This is a genomic window from Kitasatospora sp. GAS204B (assembly GCF_029892155.1).
Lineage (GTDB): Bacteria > Actinomycetota > Actinomycetes > Streptomycetales > Streptomycetaceae > Kitasatospora.
The window spans coordinates 1-20,691 of sequence record NZ_JARZAG010000052.1; the positions used below are offsets into that span (position 1 = coordinate 1).

Below are 20,691 nucleotides of genomic sequence, written 5' to 3' on the forward strand. Positions count from 1 at the left end.
CGGAAGCCTGCGGCTTACGATGGGCCTGACGGCCCATCACGGCGCTGACGCGCCGTCAAGGTGCGGGGGGTGACGGCGGCGCCGTCACCGTGCGTGGTGTGGCCCCGGCTGCGCCGGGGCGGACCGTGCGGGGCTGGGGGGAATTCGCCTGCGGCGAATTCGCGGGCGTGGCACGCGTCGTCGTGGCGGGCGTCGGGCGTCGCTGCGCTCCGCCCCGGCTCGGGCTTTTCCCCGGGCCTACGGCCTGTCAATCAGTCGGCTTTCCTGCCTTGTTCGGCTGGGCTTTTCACGGCCCTACGGGCCGCTTTGCTGGCCGCGCTTTCCGGGCTGCGCCCGGAGTGAGCGTTGACGATGTGACGCGGAATTCGGGTAGCGGCCCATCCCTCCGACCGGGCGGGATGCCGGCCCGGGCCTGCGGCCCCGGGCGTTGACGATGTGTCGCGGACTTCGGGTATCAGCCACAACCTCCCCCTCCCGGCCCACCCCGGTGACCGGCCCTGCCGCCTGGTTACCGAGCTGACGGTCCATCCGCCGCCCTCGGGGCGGGGCCTGCGGCCCGGAAGGCACCCCCCTGGCCGCCGGTCCGGACGGGTGGCCCTCCGGCCCCCCTGGCGGGCCCTCACGGACCCCCTGCGCGCCGGTCCCTGACGGAACCTCAACCGCACAATCCAAACCCGCATCCGGCAGCCTTTCCCGGAGCACCGTACAGCACTATCCTACCCGCCCGCGAGAGAGCACGGACCGCGAATACGAACCCTCACACCGACGACTCTCCCCGGATCACCATCCGACATTTCAAGGGCGAACCATGAATGCAATCCGGAACCATTCCCCCGGAGCAATCGAAAGGGTTCCGAAGTGCAGCAGCGGGAAACTGAATTCAGGCACTCGGGAAAGGGCCTACGGCCCTCACGGCCGACACGGCACCCGCCATTTCTGAGCCTCCCGGAAATCTCACGAGACGCCCCTGGAACAATTCCACCGGCAACGGCACTAAACCGAACACCACCCGGTGCCGGGCCCGACCGAACCGAGCCCGATGGCGACCCGACGGCCGACCGGACAGCGGCCGGAACACAGCGGCCGATAGCGGCCCGGACGCACCCGGCCTGGCGACCCACCAGCAGACCGACCACACCCCGAACACCACCACCCGACCCGGTCACTTCAGTCACTGACCCCCCTCCCACCAGCACAAACACCAGCGACCAAACCACCCAGCCCCCAGACAGCACCCCACCGCCAGACGCAGCAGAGCGACGGGCACGGCCCGGACGACAGCCAGCGGTGGGGCGGCAGAACAAGCGGGCCGAGCGCAGCGGGCACGGCCTGGCGACCAACCAGGACGGCGACCAGGCGCAGCAGCAGCGGGGCGCGGCATCGGGCGACGCGGGCGGGGACGGGAAGCAGCCGGGGCCGGCCGACCGAGCAGCAGGTGCAACACGGGGTGCAACACGCCCACCCGCCCCCGCCCCTGGCCACATAACACCTGGTCAGACCCGCATCACGCCCCCGTGTTGCACCCCCACCCACCACCAGGCCACAGGCCACCCAGCCACCCAGCACCACCACCAGAAGAAGGCCGGCCCCGACAACGACATCCCCGTTCACTCGATCGAGTGCAGGCACGGCATGTGCCAGTCAAGGTTCCCTAGGCTTCAGACGCGCTCGCCTACCACGGGCGGGCAGTCCCCAGTCCACGCCCCAGAAAGAGGAACCTCATGACCACCACTCAGACCACCAGCGCGGTGCGCAGCGGCAGCCCGGACTCCGCGGTCGACCGGGTGGCCGACTTCTACGGCGCCTACATCGACGCCGTCAGCGACGGCATCGACGACCTTGCCGAGCACCTTCGCGCCCACTACCTCACCGAGGACTTCCGCCAGCGGCTGGCGGCCTGGGAGGAGACCAACCACGCCGACGGCGTCCTGCGCGCCCAGGACGTACCCACCCACTGGGAGGTGACCTACCAAGACTCCGGCGCCGGGCACCTGTTCACCACCGTCACCCTCACCTGGGGCACCGGCCCCGACGCCAGCCACACCCGGCTCGCGGTACAGAGCGATCTGAGCACCAAGCTCATCTCCGACATCGAGGACGCTCCCAGCGCCTGACCCCGCTTCACGCCAGCCCAGAACCAGCCACGGGGCTCGCGGGGCGCTGCGGACGCAAACGCCGGTCGAAGAGCCTCCCGCCCGCCGTCGTGCAGCGCCCCGGCGACAACCCCGAAGAACGGCTACCGGCGCTCCGCGCCACCACCGACCGACCAGCCTCCCGACGGGCATCCCGGGCCGCCTCATTTGACCCGCCTCGCGTCCTGCTCGACCAGCTCCACCACGCAGAACAGCCGCAACCGGTGCTCCACCGCGCGGCGCTGGCGGGCTAGCGGGTGCCGCGGGCATGCCGCCACACAGTGCGGGGCCTGACGCCGAGCCAGAAGGCCAGCGTCTTCACAGCCCGGACGACGGCCGAAACGCGGCGGTACGGCGGCGGCCGGACACGTCAGTCCTCTTCGAGCTCCATGAGCGCGTCAATGAGAACGGGACAGTCCTCTTCATGGAGCAGACGCTCCAGGCCCCGACGCCCCACAGCCCACCTATGGACGGCGCGCCTTCCACACTCTGGACAGCGATCATCCAACTCGGACACAGACGTCCCCCCTTCCCCTGACGGACCATCAGCCAGCTTACGGACCCGACCGACCCCGACCAACCAGAAATCGAACACCACTCCCACCACCAACAAGGCCACCACCAGTCATTCCGACTTAAACCAAGAAAACATCACTGGCCAATTCAAGAAACACGCCACCTGAAATTCCAAGCCGAATACACGCCAAAAAAACCGCCCACCCGGCCGACACCACCCAACCCCCCACCAATCACCACACACAGTCGCCAAACCATCGAACGTCACCCCCGCCCGCCCATCCACAACCGGTCCAACCAAAGGTCCAGACAACCAGCCCCGAGACGCCCAAAGACGCCCACAAACACCAACAGGTCACACCCGACGAGCCTTCGCCGGGTAGAGCTTCGCGTGGAGCACCCGTTCCTCCCACCGCGGACCGTCCGGAGCGGAGACCAGCACGGCTATCAGCTCCCGCTTCGTCGGGGAAGGCAGCATCAGCGGGCCCAAGTCCTTAGCCACGCGGCCCTGTTCGCAACCCGGGCACTCCAGCCGATCCAGGCCGGCCTCCTGGCGCAGTTCCAGCAGCGAGCCCTCCTCCCCGCCGATCGAGCCCCGGCACGTCCAGCACGGGCGCAGCGCGGCGTTAGCCGCGCGGGCGGCCTCCAGCTGCTCTTCGGCCTCCCGTTCCAGCCGCTCCTCATGTTCCTGGTGGCAGGTCCAGCAGCGGCCACCGGGACGGCGGGCCCACTCCACCTGTCGTCCTTCGGGGCCGTACTCCCAGGTGCTCTCCTCCTTCGGGACCTGGCCGCAGTCGGCGCAGGCCAGAGTCCGCATCCAGTCTCGGTGCTCCTGGCGGGCCTTCTTCTCCCGGGCCTTCTGGCGCTGGTTGTAGGCGGCACGGTTGTTCGGGTCGTCGAGCGCGTCGAGCAGGGAGTGCCGGCCGGGGCGGCCGTAGCGCCACCAGACGGGGCCCATCGGCCCGCGCTCGGCCAGCAGGTCCAGCGTGGTCGCGACGATGGGCACCGAGTCGTCGTACTCGCGCCAGCCGTCGTCGTTGTAGTCCCGGACCACCTTGCACCACTGGCCGCGCCAGCAGCCGGCAGACAGGTCCCCGATCGCCTGCTGCCGGTTGGTCAGCGCGGTAGGCCCGGCGTCGGCGACGACCAGGGCGACCGGCGGATACCCGGCGCGCACGACATGTCAGTGCGTCATTCCAGCTCAGCGGCCACATTGCAGTGACATCAAGATGACGATCGATCGCTGACACTCACGTGCAGACCACCACCCAAGTCCTTTGCCGTGCGCGCCTGTTCACAACCCGGGCACTCCAGCCGGCTCAGGCCGGCCACCACGGCCAGCTCCAACACCGAACCCGCCCGGCCGCCGCTGAAGACGCCCAGCTGGGTGGCCGGACGCGCCGCGGAACCGGGCTGACGACCCGGATGTTCGGAGAGGGGTTTCCGATCCAAATCACCGCAGGTCAACGCCGTAGACCCGGGCCGGCTGGGGGACCTATAGTGCCTGCTCATGTCGATCCGCATGAAGAAGACCCTCCTCAGCCTCGCCTACTGCATCCCCGGCGTCATGGGCATCGCCCTCTTCGGCCACCTGGGCACGATCTCGATCGCCGTCTGGACCGTGATCTGGGCAGCGACCGTGGGATACGCATGGTGGTGGTACGGCGACTCCGAGAAGGCAGTCGCGCTCCGGACGAAGGCCGAGGCGAAGAAGGCCCAACGCCGGGGCGAGTCCACCTGACCGGCTAGGTGCTAGGCACGGCTCTCTCGGCCCGGCGGCGCCCTCCAGCAGGCCGTGCCGCCCCGGCCACCCGAAGCGCCCACACCGGCCCCAGCGGCAACGGCGGCCACCAGGCGCAGCAGGACGGCCTCGGAGCCGGCCTCCCCGCCACCGATGCCGGTTATGCGCCGCCGGCAGTGGTGCCCGACCGGGCTGCCGCACCTCTCAGGGCATGCCCTGCCCCGTTGACCACACCGGAATGTGACCGGAAAGGGTCTCCCCGGGCGCCGTTGTCCCGCGACTACGCTCCTAACTGCCATCGGGGGAAGGCAGCAGGGCCACCCCCGCATGCCTGAACCGGGGGACCGTCCTCATGCGCACCATCACCAAGCGCGCCGTCCAGGGCCTCGCGGCCACCGCGCTCGCCATCGGCGGCATCGCCGCCGCCACCGGCACCGCCAACGCCGCCAGCGACCAATACTGCCAGCACGGCACCTGCCTCACCGGCACCAACTACAACGGCTGGGCCACCGGCCAAATCTGCAACGGCCAGAGCTCCACGAACGACTTCTACCTGTGGCTCCGCGACGACAACAACGGCAGCACGTACAAGATCTACACTGGGCGCCTCAACCCCGGCGGCTGCTCCAGCACCATCGGCATGAGCGTGGGCAACGACCCGGTGCAGGTCTTCGCCAGCTCCACCGGCAACTGGACCTACGGCACCGACCCGATCTACCCGAACTGACCAACACCAACACCAGTACCGGTTCCGCTGCGCCCCGCCCGACGGACACCCCGTTCGTGGCGGGGCGCAGCCCTGTCCGGATGGGGTGGTTGGCGAGTGCGGTGCCGACCGGCCAGCGGACGGTGCACAGCGTGGTGTCGCAGGTGCCCGGCAACGGCAAACCGACCCCGCCCAGGCCGTGGCCCGCGCCCTCGGCGAGGCGGCCCGCCGCCTGACGGCGCAGCACGGCGCCGCGGTGCTCCAGGGGTTGAGCGCGGACGAGCTCTTCACCGATCTGGAGCGCCAGCTGGAGACACTGGACCAGATGTCGGCCGCGCGCTCCAGGTGACCGTGGCGGCCGGTGGGCTGCTGGTGGACGTCGTCGCGGTCACGTGCGCTTTCCCTTTGGTGTGCTGGCGGGTGGTCAGAGGCTCAGCGTGGGGCTGTGCAGGGCGTCCAGGAGCGCGCCCTGCTGCTCGGTCAGCTTCCCGTCGGTGCGGGCCTTGTCCTGCTTGCGCAGCCACGCACCCGGGCGGAACGCCGAGTCGTCGCCGAGGCCGGTGCGGTTCGCGGGGCCGGTCAGGGTCCCGCCGGCGGCGAGGTAGGCGAGCAGGCGCCGGTACGACCTGTTCCAGTCCGGTTCCAGGCGCCACAGCTCGTCCAGCGCGTCCAGCTTCGCCACCTGGTCCTTGGTGAGGCCGTCGGCCTTGCGCTGGCGGCGCATCCAGGCGCCCAGCGCGTAGTCGTCCAGCTTCGCGCTCGCCGGGATCGCCAGGTGCCCGTGCTGGCGGTGGAAGGCGGCGGCGTACGCGGCCCCGCGCTCCCACGCGTTGGCGTTCTTCGACCAGATCATGCCGAGCGCGTCCAGCTCGCTGACGCGGGCCGGGTCGAGCAGGCCAGAACCGTTCAGGTGGCGCTGGCGGGTGAGCCAGGAGATCAGCTCGGCGTGCTTCGTCTTGTAGGTGGGGTCGAGGTGGCCGTGCTCGATGTGGAACGCGGTGGCGACGGCGTGCATCCGTTGCCACTCGGCCGCCCGCGGGTTGAACGCGCGCAGCTTCACCGTCTGGAGGATCCGCGCCGCGTGCTGGCGGGCGTTGATCCGCAGCCACTCGATCGGCGACTCCACCGCCGCCGGCTGCTGTTCGCCCTCCCCGGCCTCGGCGGTCTCGCCCTCGGTCGGCTTGGCCACGGTGGTGTGCGCGGTGCCCTGGGATCGCTTGCCGCGCAGTTCGGTGATGCGGCCGACCACCCGGGCGTCGTGCGCCGCCAGTGCCCGCAGAACCCGCCAGATCGTGCGGAAGGAGCTGGCCTCGATCTCGGCGTCGGCCTCGGCCTTGACGGCCTCGCCGGCGTCATGGACCTCGGCGGGGTCGGCGGCCGCCGTGTCGTCGCCGACCTCCGGTGTCGGCAGGTAGACCGGGATGATGACCCAGGACACCTTGCCCTGCCGGTAGGACTGCCTCAACGCCCGGCCGACCGCCTGGACGATGTCGATGACCGACGACTTCGGATCCGCGAAGCAGATGGCATCCACCGCTCTCACGTCGATTCCCTCCGACAGGAGCCGAGCGTTGCAGAGGATCCCGCACTCCTCACCGTCGTCGCCGGTGTGGGCCTTGAACTCGGTGAACGCGGCGCGGCGGTCCTTGAGGCGGTCGGTGCCGGCGACCGCCGTCGCCCAGATCCGCTCGGGGCGGTCCTTGTCCTCCAGCAGCCCGGAGGCGTCCAGCAGGGTGTTCGCGAACTCCCGCGCGGCGGACACCCGGGAGTGGAAGGTGATGACGCGGCGCAGGCCGAGGTCAGCGACCGCGCGCAGCACCGCGATCTGCAGGGCCAGGCGCAGCAGTTCCTCGTTCGAGCGCTGCGAGCGAAGGTCGGCGACGGCTGGGAGGTTGAGCAGTTCGCGCAGGTCCTCGTCCGTGACGACCGGCACCAGCACCCGGTAGTCGGCGAGGTAGCCGTGCTCGATGCCCTGGCCGAGCGTCCAGGTGAAGCAGGTCTTGCCGTAGACCGCCTCATCGTCCATGGAGCACAGCGCGGGGAGGGCCTGGCCGTCAGCGTCTGTGGCGAGGTCGGCCAGGCCGTCCTTCGCCCGCCGGTCGTCGGCGATCCGCGGGGTAGCGGTGAAGTACAGCCGGCGCTTCGCGGGGACCTGGGCATCGTCGTGGACCGCCGCCCATGCCTTCCCCTCGGCGCCTGCCGTCCGGTGGGCCTCGTCGATGACGACCAGGTCCCACTCGGCCAGCCCCCAGCCCTGGTGGGCCTGGACGATGCGCTCCAGCGAGGCGTAGGTGGCGTACACGGTGACCGGCTCGTTGTCCGGCGCGCCGTTGACCAGATCGGTCAGCACGGCCGGGGCGGTCGTCACGGCCGCTTCGATCCGCCCGCCGGCCTCCGCGCTCTCCAGCGCCTCGTCCCGCGAGCAGGCCGCCACCGCCAGCCCTCGGCGCCCGCCCTTCGTCGACCAGGACTCCGCGGTCTGCTCCAGCAACTCGATCGTCGGCACCAGCACCAGCACCCGGCCCTTCGCCGACAGGCGCCGGGCGCAGCCGGCGGCGATCAGCGTCTTGCCCGAGCCGGTGGCCGCGACGACCGTCGCCCGGCCACCGTCCTTGACCTCCCGGACGGCGGCCGCGACCGCGTCCTTCTGGAACCAGTGCAGCGGCAAGGGGTTGACCGCGCCGAGCGGCTGCGCCGGGACGGGCGCGACGTCTTTGGCGCGCAGCCCGGCCTGCACGTGCTGGGCGGTGGTCGTGGTGTCCACGGCGGTCTTCTCCTTCTGCGGGAATGCTGCGCGGGTGTGCCGGGCCGCCAGGGCTACAGGCCGGCGAGTACGTCATCGATCAGGTCGTCCCACCGCGCGCTGGCGGCACGCAGGTCGACCAACCAGTCAGGCCAGTGCGGTGAGGTTCGGGCCGTGCGGAGCGCGATGCGCAGCGCGGCCATACGGGCCTCGAGGCGGTCGAGTTCCGGTTGGACGTCGGCAAACGTCATGCTCACGGTGTCCTCCACAGCGGTACTGCTCGGGGTTAGTGAAGGTGGTGGCAGGCCTCAGCCCACCACCACCGGGTTACTGCTACTGGCCGGGCGGCACCCAGGCCCGGACCTCCAGGTAGGCGATGTCGGCGTCCTCGACGGCGCGGCCGGTCTCCACCAGCCACGACCTCATCGCCTCGGTGACGTCGCCGTGGTGGTCGGCGACCCGCTGGGACCACTCGGCGGCGTCGAACCCGCCCGTGGAGCTGGAGCCGTAGGTGCGCTCCTCGGTGCCGTCCGAACGCGGGATGAACCCGCGGCGCAGCCCGCCGGAGTCCTTCTCCGACCCCGCCGAGTAGACGTACTGGTCGGTCTTCATCCGGACCGTGAAGGCGAGCCGTCCGCCGGCCTGCCCGGTCTCGTGGACCACCGGGGCGAGGTGCGCAGCACCGGACCTGATCGCCTGCTTCCCGGCCCGGCCGGCCATGCTGCCGCCCGCCTCGCCGACGGTGTCCTTGCCCCGCACCCTCGCCTTCTGGCCGCCCTTGGTGGTGCGCCGCTTGGTGTTCGCCCCCGCGACGGCGGACAGCGCCTCCTCGTCACGCTCACCGCCGCGCACCGCCCGCACCAGCTGGCGCAGCGCGCCGACCATCGACGCGCCCTTGCCCTTGGTGAAGAACTGGCTGACCAGGCTGGCGTCACGGCCGAGCATCTTGGCGACCTGGCGCTTGGTGTAGCCCTGGTCGATGAGCTGCTGGGTGAGGCGGGCGGCCTCGTTCGGGTTGTTCGGGTCGGCCGGGCTCACTGGTCAGCTCCCTTCGTGGCGGCGGCGGCGAGTTCGGCGCGGCCCAGGCCGCGCAGCTTCAGGTACTGGTCCTGGCTGGTCGGGTGCTCGACGGGGCCGGTCAGGTGGCCCTTGAGGAGGTAGTCGCCCACCTCACCCCGGTAGGGCCAGGGCTGGCGCTCGGTCAGCGCGATGCCGTCCGTGCCGAAGTACAGGATCGTGCCCGCCCGCGCGTGGAGGGCACCGGCGACGCCGATGACCTCCTTGCCCTGCCGATACTGCGTGTGCAGCAGCGCCACCCGGGCCCCCGACCAGACGTAGGCCGGCCACTCGGGGTGGGCGTTGGGGTCGCGGGAGAAGCCGGCCTGCCGCTGCCAGGTGGTGACGTCGTTGTCCTGGCCGAGGATCTCCACCCCGGCCGGCAGCGCCTCGCCGAGCGGGGTGGTACCGGAGACCAGGCGCGGACGCTGCGCGAAACCGCCCAGGCCGAAGAGCAGCACCGACCGGACGGCGCGGGAGGCGAGGTAGGCCGCCTGCCGCTGCCGCTCGTCGCCGTGCAGCTTGGAGAGGTTGGTCAGGTCCGCCCAGGCCGACTTCAACCGCTTGCCCCACTCGTCCAGCGGCTTGCCGTCCTCGAACAGCAGCCCACCAAGGATCTCGACCTTCCACGGCGCGAGGTGGTTGGACAGGGCGAGGTGGACCTCCGCTCCGCCCGCCCACGTCGTGAACGTGGTGCCGGGCTCGGACGGGTAGATCCAGGCCCGGTCACCGGTCACCGGCGCGGGCAGCAGCCCGACGTGGTTCCAGCCCTGAGGGACGGTCACCCTGATGTTCCAGTGCGAGCAGGACATCAGCGCCTTGACCTGCTCCTGCCCGGTCATCGCGGCGAACCCGGCGGCGGTGATCCGGCGGGGAACACCCACCGGCGACTTCCACAGGTGCTTGGCGTAGGCGAAGGTCCTGTCGTACTCCACCAGCGCCGGGAGCTGCTCCGGCACGCGCGGCGGCAGGATCAGCTCGGTGCGGCCCTGGCCGCCGGTCGCGTGCAGCAGGCCGCGCAGCTCCTCGGAGAGGACTGGGTAGCCGCCGGCCCACTTGCCGGTGGTGGGGATGGTGCGCGACCACAGGTCCCGGCCGGTCTGCGACGGCGAGCCCATGAGGACCGCGTCGTCGAAGTAGCGGCGCAGCGCCTGCCACAGCAGCGTGAACGCCTGACGGCACGTCACCACGTCCTGGCCGTCCGGGTCGAACCACTCCCCCATGGACCGGATCTCCGTGACCGGCCCATCCGGGGAAGCGGCGGGCGCGTAGCGGCCCACCGGCTGGCGCTGGTGGACGAAGTGCCCGGCCAGCTTGTCCCGACCCGAGCCGACCGCCATCGTCCACCGCTCGGAGGGCGTGTTCAGCCAGGCGGCGACCGCGTCCTTCAGCGTGCTGTACCGCTCGGCGCCGTCATGCCACGGGGCGCCGGCGGTGATGTAGATCCGCTCCGCGCCGGGCGCGGTCGCGAGGACGGCGTCCAGGATCTCGCCCGGGGTGCGGGCTCCGAGGTCGAGCCGTACGGTCAGGTCGCGCACCGCCAGCACACCGGCCGCCGCGTCCAGGAACACCGTGCTGCGGGCCTGCTGGGTGAACTTCGGCCGGGTGGAGACCAAGCCGGTCGTCACGGCCTCGAACCGGGCACCGGCCGGGCCCTCCGGGAGGGTGGGCAGCTCACGCGGACCGGCCTCGACCACCGGACGCGGCGCAGCAACGGGGGCAGCCGCGGCGGGGGTGGGCTGCTCGGCGACGGTCTGGTCCTCGACCTCGGCCGGGGCCGGCTGCTCGACCACGGCGGCGGGGCGGGGCAGCGCCGGAGCGATGGCGACGGCGGGCTCGGCGACCGGCGCGGGCTCGACCGGCGGTGCCAGCGCCTGGACGGGCGCGGCGACAACAGCCTGGTCGTCGGCCTTGCCTGCGCGGACGGCGGCCGGCGTCGGGTCGAGCAGCGGGGCGATCCGCACGACCTCGCCCACCGACAGGCCCGAGGCCTTGGCGATCGGCGCGGCCTGCGCGCCCCCGTACCCCGCGAGCCCGGCCACGCGGCGCGCGCGCTGGGAGTTGAGCTTGTCCAGCTCCTTCTGCGCGGCCGCGACCGTCTTCTCGGCAGCGGTGATCTCGGTGCGCAGCTCGCGCAGACCGGCGAGCTCAGCGGTGTACGCCTTACGGTCCATCAGGGCGTCACTCCCCTTCCGTGGCGTCGGCGGCGGTGTCGAGGGGGCGGGCCTGGCGGGCGAGGGTGAGCCAACCATCCGAGCCCTGCGTGCCATGGATGTCGGCCAGGCCCGCAAGCAGGAAGGCATACGCACCGCGCTTGGGGGCCCGCGGCTGGGCGGTGCCAGCCTCCCACTTCGCGAACGTCTCCCGCCGGGTCCCCAGAGCCTCGGCCACCTCGACCTGGGTCAAGCCGGCGGCCTTGCGCAACCGCTCCCGCTCAACCGGTTCCGGCAGGTCACCGCCGTCCCTGGCCTTGGCCAGCAGTGCATCCACCGCCGCGAAAATCTCAGACATCACATACCTCCTATCCAGGAAGGTAGCACAGAGCACCGCCCTAAAGGCAACATTTTTGATCGCACAAACATCTCACTCATGACCGCATATGGTACTCACAGCCTCCGACTGTCTGGCAGGCCTGGCGCCGTAGTGGGCGTGGGGGCTGTGGCGGCCCGTCAAACCCGCCCGGCAAACGGTCAAGATCTCCCGTCGGGCCAGGACCGCGAGCCACAGCAGGCACGGACATGCCGGTGGCCACCATCCCTGGGATGGTGGCCACCGGTTCGCCGCGCGGCTGTGCGCCGCCGTCTAGTGCAGCGCCGCGTTAATTCGTTGAGGTGTCGGTGAGTCAGGCGGCCGGGTCGAAGTACAGGCGGCCGTTGTGGTGGCGAGGCAGCATGTTGTCCTCGTGGGGGTCGCGGCTCGACGCACACGCAGATGGTGCTGCATCGTCCCGCAGGACTCTTTGGCACGCAAACCGCGCTGCCCCGCATCCGACTCCTGTCGTGATCACCGCCTGCCAGATCACAACTCTGACCGGGTGGCGAGCCGTGACCGCGAGAGGATGAGACAGAGGTCGGTCAGCGTCGGGGGCGCCGGATTTTCATGTCGCCGAGGCTGGTGGCGGTGCCGCGCAGCGTGCTGTGGCGGATTCCGCGGTTGGCCAGGTCGGCAGCTGCCCTGTCGCAGGCCCGTTGGACCGCCGCGGCGTCATCGGCGTCGGCGGGTTGCCGGACGACGCAGCGGAACGTGAAGTTGCGTGGCGGCACCTCGTAGATGAGGGTTCCCTCGTCGGTCAACGTGGCATTGAGGATGTCGTGTTCGGCGGCGATCTCGATGAGTGCGGCACGTTGAGCCTCGTCGAGGTTGGCGAACGTGCCGCGGACGATGACGCGGTAGGTGCGGTCACTCACGTGTCGGGGGCTTCCTTTCAGGGGGGACGGGTTCAGCTGTCGGGTGTGCGTGTCAGGGGGGACGGGTTCAGCTGTCGGGTGTGCGTGGTTCTCGGCGAGCAGGGCTGCCAGACCATCGAGGAGACGTTCGAGGCCGAAGGCGAAGCGGTCCTCCATGGACGGGGCGGTGAGGTCGTCGGCCAGGGCGACGAGGTTCGGGAAGGTCGCTTCCGGCAGTCCGCGCAGTCGGTCGGCCGCCACCTGGGCTACCTCGGAACGGCTGGCGCCCTCGGTCTCGGATGCGGAGATGGGCGCCTGTTCCTGGAGCACGAAGCCCTGGACGAAGGCACCGAGAAGGTAGTTGGCCAGGGCGGCATCGGCGTCGGAGAATCCGGCTTCCCGCAGCCGGTCCAATTGCTCCTCCATGAGACGCAGCAGGTTCGGGCCGAGTGCGAGCCGCCCTGCGACTACCTTGGCGGAGTCGCGTTTGGCCAGCAGGTGCCGTCGGTAGCGCAGCGAGTACTCGCGGAGCTGCTCCCGCCAGTCACCCCGCCTGGGCGGCGGCTCGGCATCAGCCATGAGCTCGTCGGTGAGCAGGTCCAGCAGTTGTTCCTTGTTGGGGACGTGCCAGTACAGGGAGGCTGCTCTCACCCCCAGTTCGGCGGCGACCTTGCGCATCGACAGCCCGGCAATGCCCTCGCGTTCCAGCACCCGCAGAGCCGCTGCGACGAGCGTCTGACGGGTCAGTCCCGGCTGCGCAGGGCTCTCGGCTGCGCTGTCGTCTGCCACCGGCCACCTCCGTCCAAAGAAAACCAGTTTGCAATCTAACACCGTTAGATGGATTCTGGCGATGCAGGACGATCAACTAACACCGTTAGGGAGAGTGATGGGGGAGTTCACGTCCAGGCGCAAGGGGCTCGTGCTTGCCGCATTGTGCGCCACGATGTTCATGGCGATGCTCGACAACATCATCGTCAACAACGCCCTGCCCCGCATCGGGCAACAGCTGCACGCCGGTGTCAGCGGACTCCAGTGGGTGGTCGAGGGCTACAGCCTGGTTTACGCCGCCCTCCTGCTCACCGGCGGCACACTCGGCGACCGGTACGGCCGCAAACGGATCTTCCTTAGCGGACTGGCGCTGTTCACGGCAGGATCGGCGGCGGCGGCACTGTCCGGGTCGATCGGCCTGCTGATCGCCGCACGGATGCTGCAAGGACTCGGCGCGGCACTGCTCACGCCGGGCAGTCTGTCGATTCTGCGGCACGTCTTCACCGACGAGAAGGAGCGGGCCCGGGCTGTCGGGCTCTGGTCCGGCGTCTCCGCCGTGGGCCTGGCGATCGGCCCGGTCCTGGGCGGGCCGATGGTGGACGCGTTCGGATGGGCCAGCGTGTTCTGGATCAACGTTCCGATCGGAGCGGCAGGGCTGCTGCTTGCCGCCCGGGTACTCCCGGAGTTCGCAGGCCAGGCCCGGCGAGTGGACCTTCCCGGCCAGTTGCTCTCTGCACTGGGCTTCGGCGCCCTGGTCTACGCACTCATCGAAGGACCGGCCCGCGGCTGGACCGACACCCGCGTCCTGGCCTTCGCAGCGGCGGCGGCAGTAGCCTTGCTGGCCTTCGTCGCGGTCGAGCTCCGCACCACGGACCCCATGCTCGACCTGAGCTTCTTCCGGGACCCGGTGCTCAGCGGGGCCGCGTTGAGCGGATTCATGGTCAGCTTCGGCGTCTTCGGTGCGTCGTTCTTCCTGCCGTTGCTCATGCAGGATGTGTTGGGCTGGGCACCGTCGAACGCGGGGGTGGCGGGGCTGCCCATGACCGCGGTGATCGTTGTCGCCGCGCCGCTCTCCGGCACACTCACCGCGCGCTACGGTCCCCGGATTCTTTTGGTGACCGGCCTGGCCCTGTGTGCCGTGGCTCTCGGCGGTCTCTCCTTCTACGGTGAGCACGCCCGCTACCCGCAATACCTGTGGGTGTTGCTCACGATGGGAATCGGCATGGGGATGACCTTCACGCCGGTGTCCATCATGGTCATGCAGCGCGTCCCTCTCACCCAGGCAGGTATGGCCTCTGCGACCCTCAACATGCTGCGCGAGATCGGCGGTGTCGTCGGCGTCGCAGCCCTGGGAGCCGTCCTCACGAGCCGCCTGGCCGCCACATTGACCGGATCGCTCGATCGGCTCGACGTTCCCCCCGGCACCCGCCACAACATCGCCGACTCGGTCGCCGGCACGGGAGCAGACAGAACCCTAGTCCTGCCCGCACCCGTCCATGACGCCGTGAACACCGCGTTCATCGAAGGGCTCCATCTGGCACTGCGCTGCGGCGGCGCGGCCATGGCCACCGCAGCTGTGCTCGTAGCTGTCCTCCTCCGCTCGGCATCGGGCCAGGCCACCGCGCCCGCCGGCGAACCGACACAGCAAGACGAACCGGCCTACCAGTAAGAGGAGGACAAGCGAGGGATGGGGATGGGGCGGGCGACGGCGGTGGCCGTGGTGTTGGACGAGGCCACCCGCAGGTGGTTGGAGCGGACCGCCGCGTCCGCATCCGGGCAGGTCCGGCAGGTACTACGGGCCAGGATCGTGCTGGGCGCGGCGGAGGAACTGACGAACGGCCAGATCGCTGTTGCCTGCGCCACCAGCGTGAACACGGTGCGCAAGTGGCGTGGCCGTTTCGCGCTCCACGGGCTGCCGGGGCTGGGTGACGCTCACCGCCCGGGGCGCCCGAAGCTCTATGGGCCCCAAGCGCGCGTCCAGATCGTGGCCACAGCCACCAGTGCGCCGCCATACCCGGAGTCGACCTGGTCCCACCGGCGGATCGCCGGGCGTCTGGCGGACCTCGGGATCTCCAGCTCTCAGGTCGGGCGGATCCTGAACGACCTGGACATCCGCCCGCATCGGGTCCGCGGCTGGCTCACTCGCCGCGACGACCCCGCGTTTTGGGAGCGGGCCATCGACGTGTGCGGCTTGTACCTGGCGCCTCCGCCTGGCACCATGCAAATCTCGATCGACGAGAAGACCTCCGTCCAGGCCAAATCCCGCAAATACGCCGGCCAGAGCGCCGCCGTGGGCCGGGCCGCACGCCAGGAGTTCGAGTACGTCCGCCACGGCACCGTCTCGATCATCGCCGCGATGGACGTCGACACCGGCCAGGTCATCACCCAGCCGATAGCCCGCAACAACGCGGTGACCTTCGTCGAGTTCCTCGGCAGGCTCGACGCGGCCATCGACCCGGCCAAAGAGATCCATCTCGTGCTCGAGAACGGCTCAAGTCATACCGCGAAACACACGAAAGCCTGGTTCCAGGCCCATCCGCGCTGGCATCTCCACCGGACGCCGCCGCATGCCTCCTGGCTCAACATGATCGAGATCTGGTTCTCCACCCTGACCAAACGCGTGCTGCGCTACGGCGACTTCCCCAGCCGCAGCGACCTCATTGACAAGATCGAAGCTTTCACGATTCTGCACAACGAGACCGCCAAGCCCTACCGATGGACGTACGACGGCTCCCCGCTCAAGGCAACTTGCCCCTCAACGAATTAACGCGGCGCTGCACTAGGTTCGAGCGGCCTGGATCGCTTCCTGGAGGATGGCGAAGGCCTGCTCGGCATGCGCCCGCACGCTGTCCCAGGCGGTGGCGAAGTCGTTGATGGGGAACGTGAGGCCGAGGTCCTCATGTGCCTGGAGCAGGTCGGGCGCTGGCTTCGTGTGAATGGTGGAGTTCCGCAGGAGGCGGATCTGGTCCAGGGTGTGCACGGCGTCGTGGACGACGGCCCGGTCGATGGCGGGGAGCGTGTCGACCAGGTGCTGTTCGAGTCGGCCAAGGGCGTGCGAGGGGTTCTTGCCGGGCACCTTGAGCTTCCCGAGGAGCTCGGCCAGGACGGTCACGCCAGCGTGGAAGTCGGCCTCGCTGGCCACGGGCAGGGCGAGCAGGCTAGAGCGGTCCATCGGCGGTCGCTCCACCAGGGAGGCACCGGCGACCAGTTCGTAGGTGACGTCCAAGAAGTTGGCCGCGCGCAGCAGAGCCCGGGGCTCCCCGTACGGCAGGGTGGCCAGCGGTTCGGGCTGGGTGAGGGCAGCGGCGACGGCCGCAAGGTAGGCGTCGGTGGTGTGGAAGTCGGCCGCGGTGAGGTAGCCCAGGGCGCCGTTGCCGGTGTCCGTGGCGGCCGCGCGGGAGAAGCTGAGGCCCGGCCACTCGTGTTCGGCCACGGCAGTGGCCCAGGGTACGTAGAAGGTGCCGCCGTCGTCGCCGCTGCGCTGGACGGCTTCGGTGAGGTTCATGTTGAGGTTGAGCACCTCGAAGGGGTGCCGGAGGATCTCCTCCTGCGCCTTCGTCAGGGCGCGCATGTAGGCGAGCAACGCGCGGGTGACCCCTACCGATACGTCCTCGTGGACGTGGTGAAGACCAGCGACGGTCAGCCACACCTCGGCTTCGGGCGGAATCCGCGTCCCCTGGTGGTGCCAACCGACAGCGCCGTACCCGGTGGCCGTCAGATGGCGCCCGACGGTCGGGAAGCTGTGCAGCACGGCTGCGGCATTGTGACCGGCATTGCCCATGACGTACCCGACGTAGGAATAGACCGGGAATCGCTTGCCGTGCTCGAACTGCCTCCAGATCGTGTTGACCAGAAGGGACTGCGGTTCGTCCAGGGGATCCAGCAGGCTGCTCAACACCATCTCCAGCGCGCTCATCAGGATGGGCGCCCTCGCCCCGTCCGAGGCGCGCCCGGGAGCGCCCATCCTCCTCCTGAACTCGGCCCCGGCACGCATGGTTTTACCCCGTAGCGCCAGACCGGGCGGCCGGGGATCAGGGGGTATCGCCGACCCAGTCCCAGCGAAGAGGATGCTGGGCCCGGGGCTCGTAGTGCGCCCACCCGGGCCGTGCCGCCCGGGTCGAGTTCCACCCCATCGCCGAAGTGGCGCAGCAGTACACCTACCGGCGCTGCGGCAGCAGCAACACGCTGGAGCAACCGCGGTGGAAGCCGGTCCGCAACGAGCCCACCTGGTTCTACGAACTGCATCCGGCGATCACCGAGTTGATCGCCGACGACGGCAACTACGGCCTGCTCGCCACCCAGTTCCTCCGTTCCAAGGCATGGGCCGGCGCCTGCCCGGTCACCGAGGAGTTCGAGCTGGTCCAAAACGGCAAAGCCGTCGTGGAGTTCGACTTCGCCGCGGCGACCGTCGAGGGACTCTTCCTGGGCGAGTCCAAGAAGAGCGACTACCTCGCCGACTCCGCGAAAGCGACCCTCACCGAACTCAACAAGCTCCTGAACGGATGCCGCACACTCGGCGCGACGCACCTGGTCCTGGCCACCCCCAAGAACGCCTGGAAGCAGGCGACCATCGACGCCATCGACAAGCAACTCCAAGGCGACGCAGCACACGGCGTCAGCAGCCCCCAAGTACTCCTCCTGACAGGCCTGGGCACCGACCCGAAGATCCTCACCCTCGACGGCAAGCCGTTCACCATGGGCTGAACCAGCCCCCTGCGAGCACCCGAGCCGAGTCAGCCGAACCAACGGCAGCCCGAGGACAAGCACACCAGCAGCCGACATGAGAAGGGATCCAGGTGATCGTCCTGCCTTCAAGATCAACAGCGTTGAGGCGATCCCATCCTCATATCTGCCGGTTTTCGCAACTGAACTGAACAGAAGTCCCAGATTCTGCAAAGCCACAGGCTGCAGGCCATGAAGAGTCAATCACGGCAGCAAAGCCGCAGGTCAGACAGCCAAGATCTGAAGTCCCAGATTCTGCAAGTCCAATGGTCAACACATGATCAATCAACAAGATCTTTCAAATCAGCCGGGACGGAGCAGTTGAAGGATTCGGTGGGTTCGGGCGGGTCGGTGATGCGGGCGTGGGCGAAGTCAGCGCACAGTGGGATCGTGACTAGGGGGTCGAAGTCCCGTTCGGTGATTGTGAGTTCGGCGTTGTTGTCTGTGCGGGTGATGGTGAGGGTGACGTCTGCGCCGAGGGCGTGGATGGTGGTGGTCTCGGCGGTGTCCAGGGCGGCGAGGATGGGAAGTTTGTGGTGGCGCGCGAGTTGGACCAGGTCCTGGATCGCGGTGGTGATGCGCGGACCGGAGAGTGGCAGGTTGGCGTCTGCGGCGGTTTGCAGGCGGTCGACCACTACCAGGGCCAGGTGCTCGATGTAGGGGATGGTGTCGGCGATCGCCTGGGTGTCCAGGCCGGTGCCGTCGTCGATGTGTAGGGGGGCGTTGGACAGGCGGTGTTTGGTGGCGGCTACTAGGCCGTGTTTCAGAAGTGATCTTCAGTCGCCAACGAAGATGAGGTAGCGGTGCGGCTTGTGCTCAAGCTGCTCGGCCAGAGCAAGCACTTCTGCTGCTGCCTCGGCTTCAGGGGCTGAGGCGCTGTCGATCAGTGCCCGCAGCTCAGGGACCAGGAGCCGCATCTGTGACTTGTTGAACCAGGTGTCGTCGTAGGCGTCGACGTAGCCGAGCAGCGGCAAAGCCAAGCTCTCGGCTTGCTGGCACAGATCCCCGATCGCCGGGTGGGTGCAGGTTGCCAGGGTCTCTCCGGTGTAGGTCCGCACGCTCACGCTGATCGGCATGCCGCCACCGTAGTGCTGACTATGCGGGCCAGCGACATCGTTTTCCGCAGGGCGGCCGGCTGGTCACAGCCACTCGTTGATGACCGCGATGGTGACCGTGGCCTCGTAGCGGACTGCCAGCTTGTCGTACCTCGTGGCCACAGCCCGGTGGCGTTTCAGGCGGTTGATCCCGCACTCGACTGCATGGCGCTCGCGGTAGTCGACCTTGTCGAATTTCGGCGGACGGCCGCCGCGGGCGCCCAGCTTCGTGCGGTTGCGGATCTGGTCGGCCTTCTCCGGGATCGTGCAGCGGATTCCGCGTTTACGCAGGTACTCGCGGTTGCCGCGGGAGCCGTAGGCCTTGTCTGCCCGCACGCGGCTGGGGCGGCAGCGTGGTCTGCCGACGCCCAGGCGGGGTACCCGGATGCGCTCCAGGATCGGCTGGAACTGAGGGCTGTCATGTCGCTGCCCGGCGGTCACGACGAAGGAGAGCGGCTTCTGCCCTTGTTCGACGGCGAGGTGCACCTTCGTGGTCAGTCCGCCGCACGAGCGTCCCAGCGCGTGATCGGCAGGTTCGACGACTACCCCGCCCGGTTTGTCCCGCTGCAGTTCCCCTTTTTGCGAGCGCCGGCAGCGTGCTGGTGCGCTCTCGCAATGGTGGAGTCCACGCTGACATCCCAGGTGATAAGGCCTTTTGCGTCGGCCTCTGCCTGCAGCTGGGTGAGGATCCGGGTCCAGGTGCCATCGCGCTGCCAGCGCCGGAAGAGTCCGTAGACCGTCTCCCACTCGCCATAGCGGACTGGAACGTCGCGCCAGGGCGCACCTGTCCGGGTCCGCCAGCGTATGCCGTTGATCAGTTGCCGCTTGGACCAGACCGGAGGCCGCCCCGGCTTCTTGCCAGTCGGCAGCAGCGGCTCCAGCCTGGCCCATTGCTCATTCGTCAGATCTCCACGCCCCACGAGTGGATCATGGCAAACCTTGATCCACTTTTGAAACGGACCCTAGATCGTGTTCGGCTGGGGTGAGGGTGTTCGCGCGTAGGCGGCGGTAGTCGACGGGGGTGTGGGCGGCGGTGATTCGGGCGGCGATGTCGGTGCGGGTCAGGCCTGATGCGGCGTAGAGGACGGGTTGGTTGAGGTCGAGCGCGACGGCGCGCGCTGCGCTGGCCACTAGCAGGCTGGTGCCGGCGCCGGGGGCTCCGGCTACCAGGTATAGGCGGCCGGGCTGCAGGCCTCCGAGTGCTTCGTCCAGGGTGGCGATTCCGGTTGGCACGCCGGGGAGTGGGGGTGGGGTTAGGACGTCGTGTATGGCCTGTGCCAGTCCGGTTAGCGGGCGGCGGGGTGGTGCGGGGTCTGTGGTGGCTGGTGTGGCCGGTGTGGGGTTGGGCGTGGTGTGCTCGGTGGGGGGCGTGGGGGTTGGGCTGGTCAGCTGTGGGGTGGGGGGTGGTGTCTTGGCGGTGGAAGGGGGTGCTGGGGAAGGGAGCGGGTCTGAGGCGGCGTTGGCGGGGGCCGGAGTCGTGGGGAAGTTGTGGGGGGTTGCGGGAGTGGCGGGGTGCGGTTGTGCTGGGGGTGCCGGGCTGGTGGCCGGGGCGGGTGTGGTGTTGGTGGCGGGGGTGGTCTCCTGGGCCGGTTTCCCGGCTGCGGGTTGGGGGGCGGTGGGGGGCTGGGTGAAGGCGGCTGTGGGGAGCAGTACGGCGACTCTGGTGGAGTGGCGGCGCAGGACCTGTGGTGTTCCGTTGGCGGCTGCCGTGACCAGGTCGCCGAGCTTGGCGCGGGCCTCGGCGATCCCGAATACCGGCACTTGCGCGATGTCGTAGGTGGCGGCGTCGGATGCGTTCAGGGCTGTGAGGATGGCTGTGTGCGGGCC

19 protein-coding genes are annotated in these 20,691 nt (G+C 69.6%); 7 read left to right on the plus strand and 12 right to left on the minus strand.

Annotated features, from left to right (window positions below; translation table 11 throughout):
• Nucleotides 1-1,721 precede the first annotated feature (1,721 nt).
• Complete coding sequence (locus tag P3T41_RS36040) at nucleotides 1,722-2,114, plus strand: hypothetical protein (RefSeq protein ID WP_280694881.1); 393 nt, start codon at nucleotides 1,722-1,724, stop codon at nucleotides 2,112-2,114.
• A gap of 889 nt (nucleotides 2,115-3,003) precedes the next feature.
• Here the strand turns inward: P3T41_RS36040 and P3T41_RS36045 are convergent.
• Nucleotides 3,004-3,825, minus strand: a complete 822-nt coding sequence (locus P3T41_RS36045; protein ID WP_280694882.1) for a hypothetical protein — start codon at nucleotides 3,823-3,825, stop codon at nucleotides 3,004-3,006.
• 333 nt (nucleotides 3,826-4,158) lie between these two features.
• On the opposite strand from P3T41_RS36045, the gene P3T41_RS36050 reads away from it, so the two are divergent.
• The 3 genes from P3T41_RS36050 to P3T41_RS36060 all read left to right on the plus strand — a co-directional run bounded on the left by P3T41_RS36050 (nucleotide 4,159) and on the right by P3T41_RS36060 (nucleotide 5,444).
• Nucleotides 4,159-4,389, plus strand: a complete 231-nt coding sequence (locus P3T41_RS36050) for a hypothetical protein (RefSeq protein ID WP_280694883.1) — start codon at nucleotides 4,159-4,161, stop codon at nucleotides 4,387-4,389.
• A gap of 352 nt (nucleotides 4,390-4,741) precedes the next feature.
• A complete protein-coding gene (locus tag P3T41_RS36055; protein ID WP_280694884.1) occupies nucleotides 4,742-5,116 on the plus strand; it encodes a hypothetical protein in 375 nt (124 codons plus the stop codon).
• 178 nt (nucleotides 5,117-5,294) lie between these two features.
• A complete protein-coding gene (locus P3T41_RS36060; protein ID WP_280694885.1) occupies nucleotides 5,295-5,444 on the plus strand; it encodes a hypothetical protein in 150 nt (49 codons plus the stop codon).
• 75 nt (nucleotides 5,445-5,519) lie between these two features.
• Here the strand turns inward: P3T41_RS36060 and P3T41_RS36065 are convergent, their stop codons facing one another.
• The 6 genes from P3T41_RS36065 to P3T41_RS36090 all read right to left on the minus strand — a co-directional run bounded on the left by P3T41_RS36065 (nucleotide 5,520) and on the right by P3T41_RS36090 (nucleotide 13,069).
• The gene (locus P3T41_RS36065; protein WP_280694886.1) at nucleotides 5,520-7,859 is read right to left on the minus strand and encodes a DEAD/DEAH box helicase; all 2,340 of its coding nucleotides are present in this window, start codon (nucleotides 7,857-7,859) and stop codon (nucleotides 5,520-5,522) included.
• A gap of 53 nt (nucleotides 7,860-7,912) precedes the next feature.
• Complete coding sequence (locus P3T41_RS36070; RefSeq protein WP_280694887.1) at nucleotides 7,913-8,089, minus strand: hypothetical protein; 177 nt, start codon at nucleotides 8,087-8,089, stop codon at nucleotides 7,913-7,915.
• Nucleotides 8,090-8,171: 82 nt separating this feature from the next.
• Entirely contained in the window at nucleotides 8,172-8,876 is a 705-nt protein-coding gene (locus tag P3T41_RS36075; protein ID WP_280694888.1) for a helix-turn-helix domain containing protein, read from the minus strand.
• The gene (locus P3T41_RS36080; RefSeq protein ID WP_280694889.1) at nucleotides 8,873-11,068 is read right to left on the minus strand and encodes a hypothetical protein; all 2,196 of its coding nucleotides are present in this window, start codon (nucleotides 11,066-11,068) and stop codon (nucleotides 8,873-8,875) included. Before P3T41_RS36080 ends, P3T41_RS36075 begins: the two co-directional genes overlap by 4 nt.
• Before the next feature lie 7 nt (nucleotides 11,069-11,075).
• On the minus strand, nucleotides 11,076-11,405 hold the full coding sequence (locus tag P3T41_RS36085) for a helix-turn-helix transcriptional regulator (protein WP_280694890.1): 330 nt from the start codon (nucleotides 11,403-11,405) through the stop codon (nucleotides 11,076-11,078).
• Nucleotides 11,406-11,968: 563 nt separating this feature from the next.
• Nucleotides 11,969-13,069, minus strand: coding sequence for a DUF6204 family protein (locus tag P3T41_RS36090; RefSeq protein WP_280694891.1), 1,101 nt, complete (start codon nucleotides 13,067-13,069; stop codon nucleotides 11,969-11,971).
• Between the two features lie 97 nt (nucleotides 13,070-13,166).
• Between P3T41_RS36090 and P3T41_RS36095 the strand changes: the two genes are divergently transcribed.
• Both P3T41_RS36095 and P3T41_RS36100 read left to right on the plus strand, forming a co-directional pair.
• Nucleotides 13,167-14,717, plus strand: a complete 1,551-nt coding sequence (locus tag P3T41_RS36095) for an MFS transporter (protein WP_280694892.1) — start codon at nucleotides 13,167-13,169, stop codon at nucleotides 14,715-14,717.
• A gap of 54 nt (nucleotides 14,718-14,771) precedes the next feature.
• Nucleotides 14,772-15,815, plus strand: a complete 1,044-nt coding sequence (locus P3T41_RS36100; RefSeq protein ID WP_280694893.1) for an IS630 family transposase — start codon at nucleotides 14,772-14,774, stop codon at nucleotides 15,813-15,815.
• 12 nt (nucleotides 15,816-15,827) lie between these two features.
• Here P3T41_RS36100 and P3T41_RS36105 read toward each other — a convergent pair whose 3' ends face one another.
• Nucleotides 15,828-17,012 carry a hypothetical protein gene (locus P3T41_RS36105; RefSeq protein ID WP_280694894.1) on the minus strand — a complete coding sequence of 395 codons (1,185 nt, stop codon included), beginning with the start codon at nucleotides 17,010-17,012 and terminating at the stop codon, nucleotides 15,828-15,830.
• A 176-nt stretch (nucleotides 17,013-17,188) separates the two neighbouring features.
• Between P3T41_RS36105 and P3T41_RS36110 the strand changes: the two genes are divergently transcribed.
• Nucleotides 17,189-17,752 carry a hypothetical protein gene (locus P3T41_RS36110; RefSeq protein WP_280694895.1) on the plus strand — a complete coding sequence of 188 codons (564 nt, stop codon included), beginning with the start codon at nucleotides 17,189-17,191 and terminating at the stop codon, nucleotides 17,750-17,752.
• A gap of 299 nt (nucleotides 17,753-18,051) precedes the next feature.
• On the opposite strand, the gene P3T41_RS36115 is transcribed toward P3T41_RS36110, so the two are convergent.
• The 4 genes from P3T41_RS36115 to P3T41_RS36130 all read right to left on the minus strand — a co-directional run bounded on the left by P3T41_RS36115 (nucleotide 18,052) and on the right by P3T41_RS36130 (nucleotide 20,097).
• Nucleotides 18,052-18,405 carry a hypothetical protein gene (locus P3T41_RS36115; protein ID WP_280694896.1) on the minus strand — a complete coding sequence of 118 codons (354 nt, stop codon included), beginning with the start codon at nucleotides 18,403-18,405 and terminating at the stop codon, nucleotides 18,052-18,054.
• A 141-nt stretch (nucleotides 18,406-18,546) separates the two neighbouring features.
• Entirely contained in the window at nucleotides 18,547-18,846 is a 300-nt protein-coding gene (locus P3T41_RS36120) for a hypothetical protein (protein ID WP_280694897.1), read from the minus strand.
• Between the two features lie 63 nt (nucleotides 18,847-18,909).
• A protein-coding gene (locus P3T41_RS36125; protein ID WP_280694898.1) for an IS5 family transposase occupies nucleotides 18,910-19,784 on the minus strand; the annotation gives its coding sequence in 2 pieces (ribosomal slippage) (nucleotides 18,910-19,437 and nucleotides 19,440-19,784; 873 coding nt in all).
• A 7-nt stretch (nucleotides 19,785-19,791) separates the two neighbouring features.
• Nucleotides 19,792-20,097, minus strand: a complete 306-nt coding sequence (locus tag P3T41_RS36130) for a DnaB-like helicase C-terminal domain-containing protein (protein WP_280694899.1) — start codon at nucleotides 20,095-20,097, stop codon at nucleotides 19,792-19,794.
• Nucleotides 20,098-20,691 lie beyond the last annotated feature (594 nt).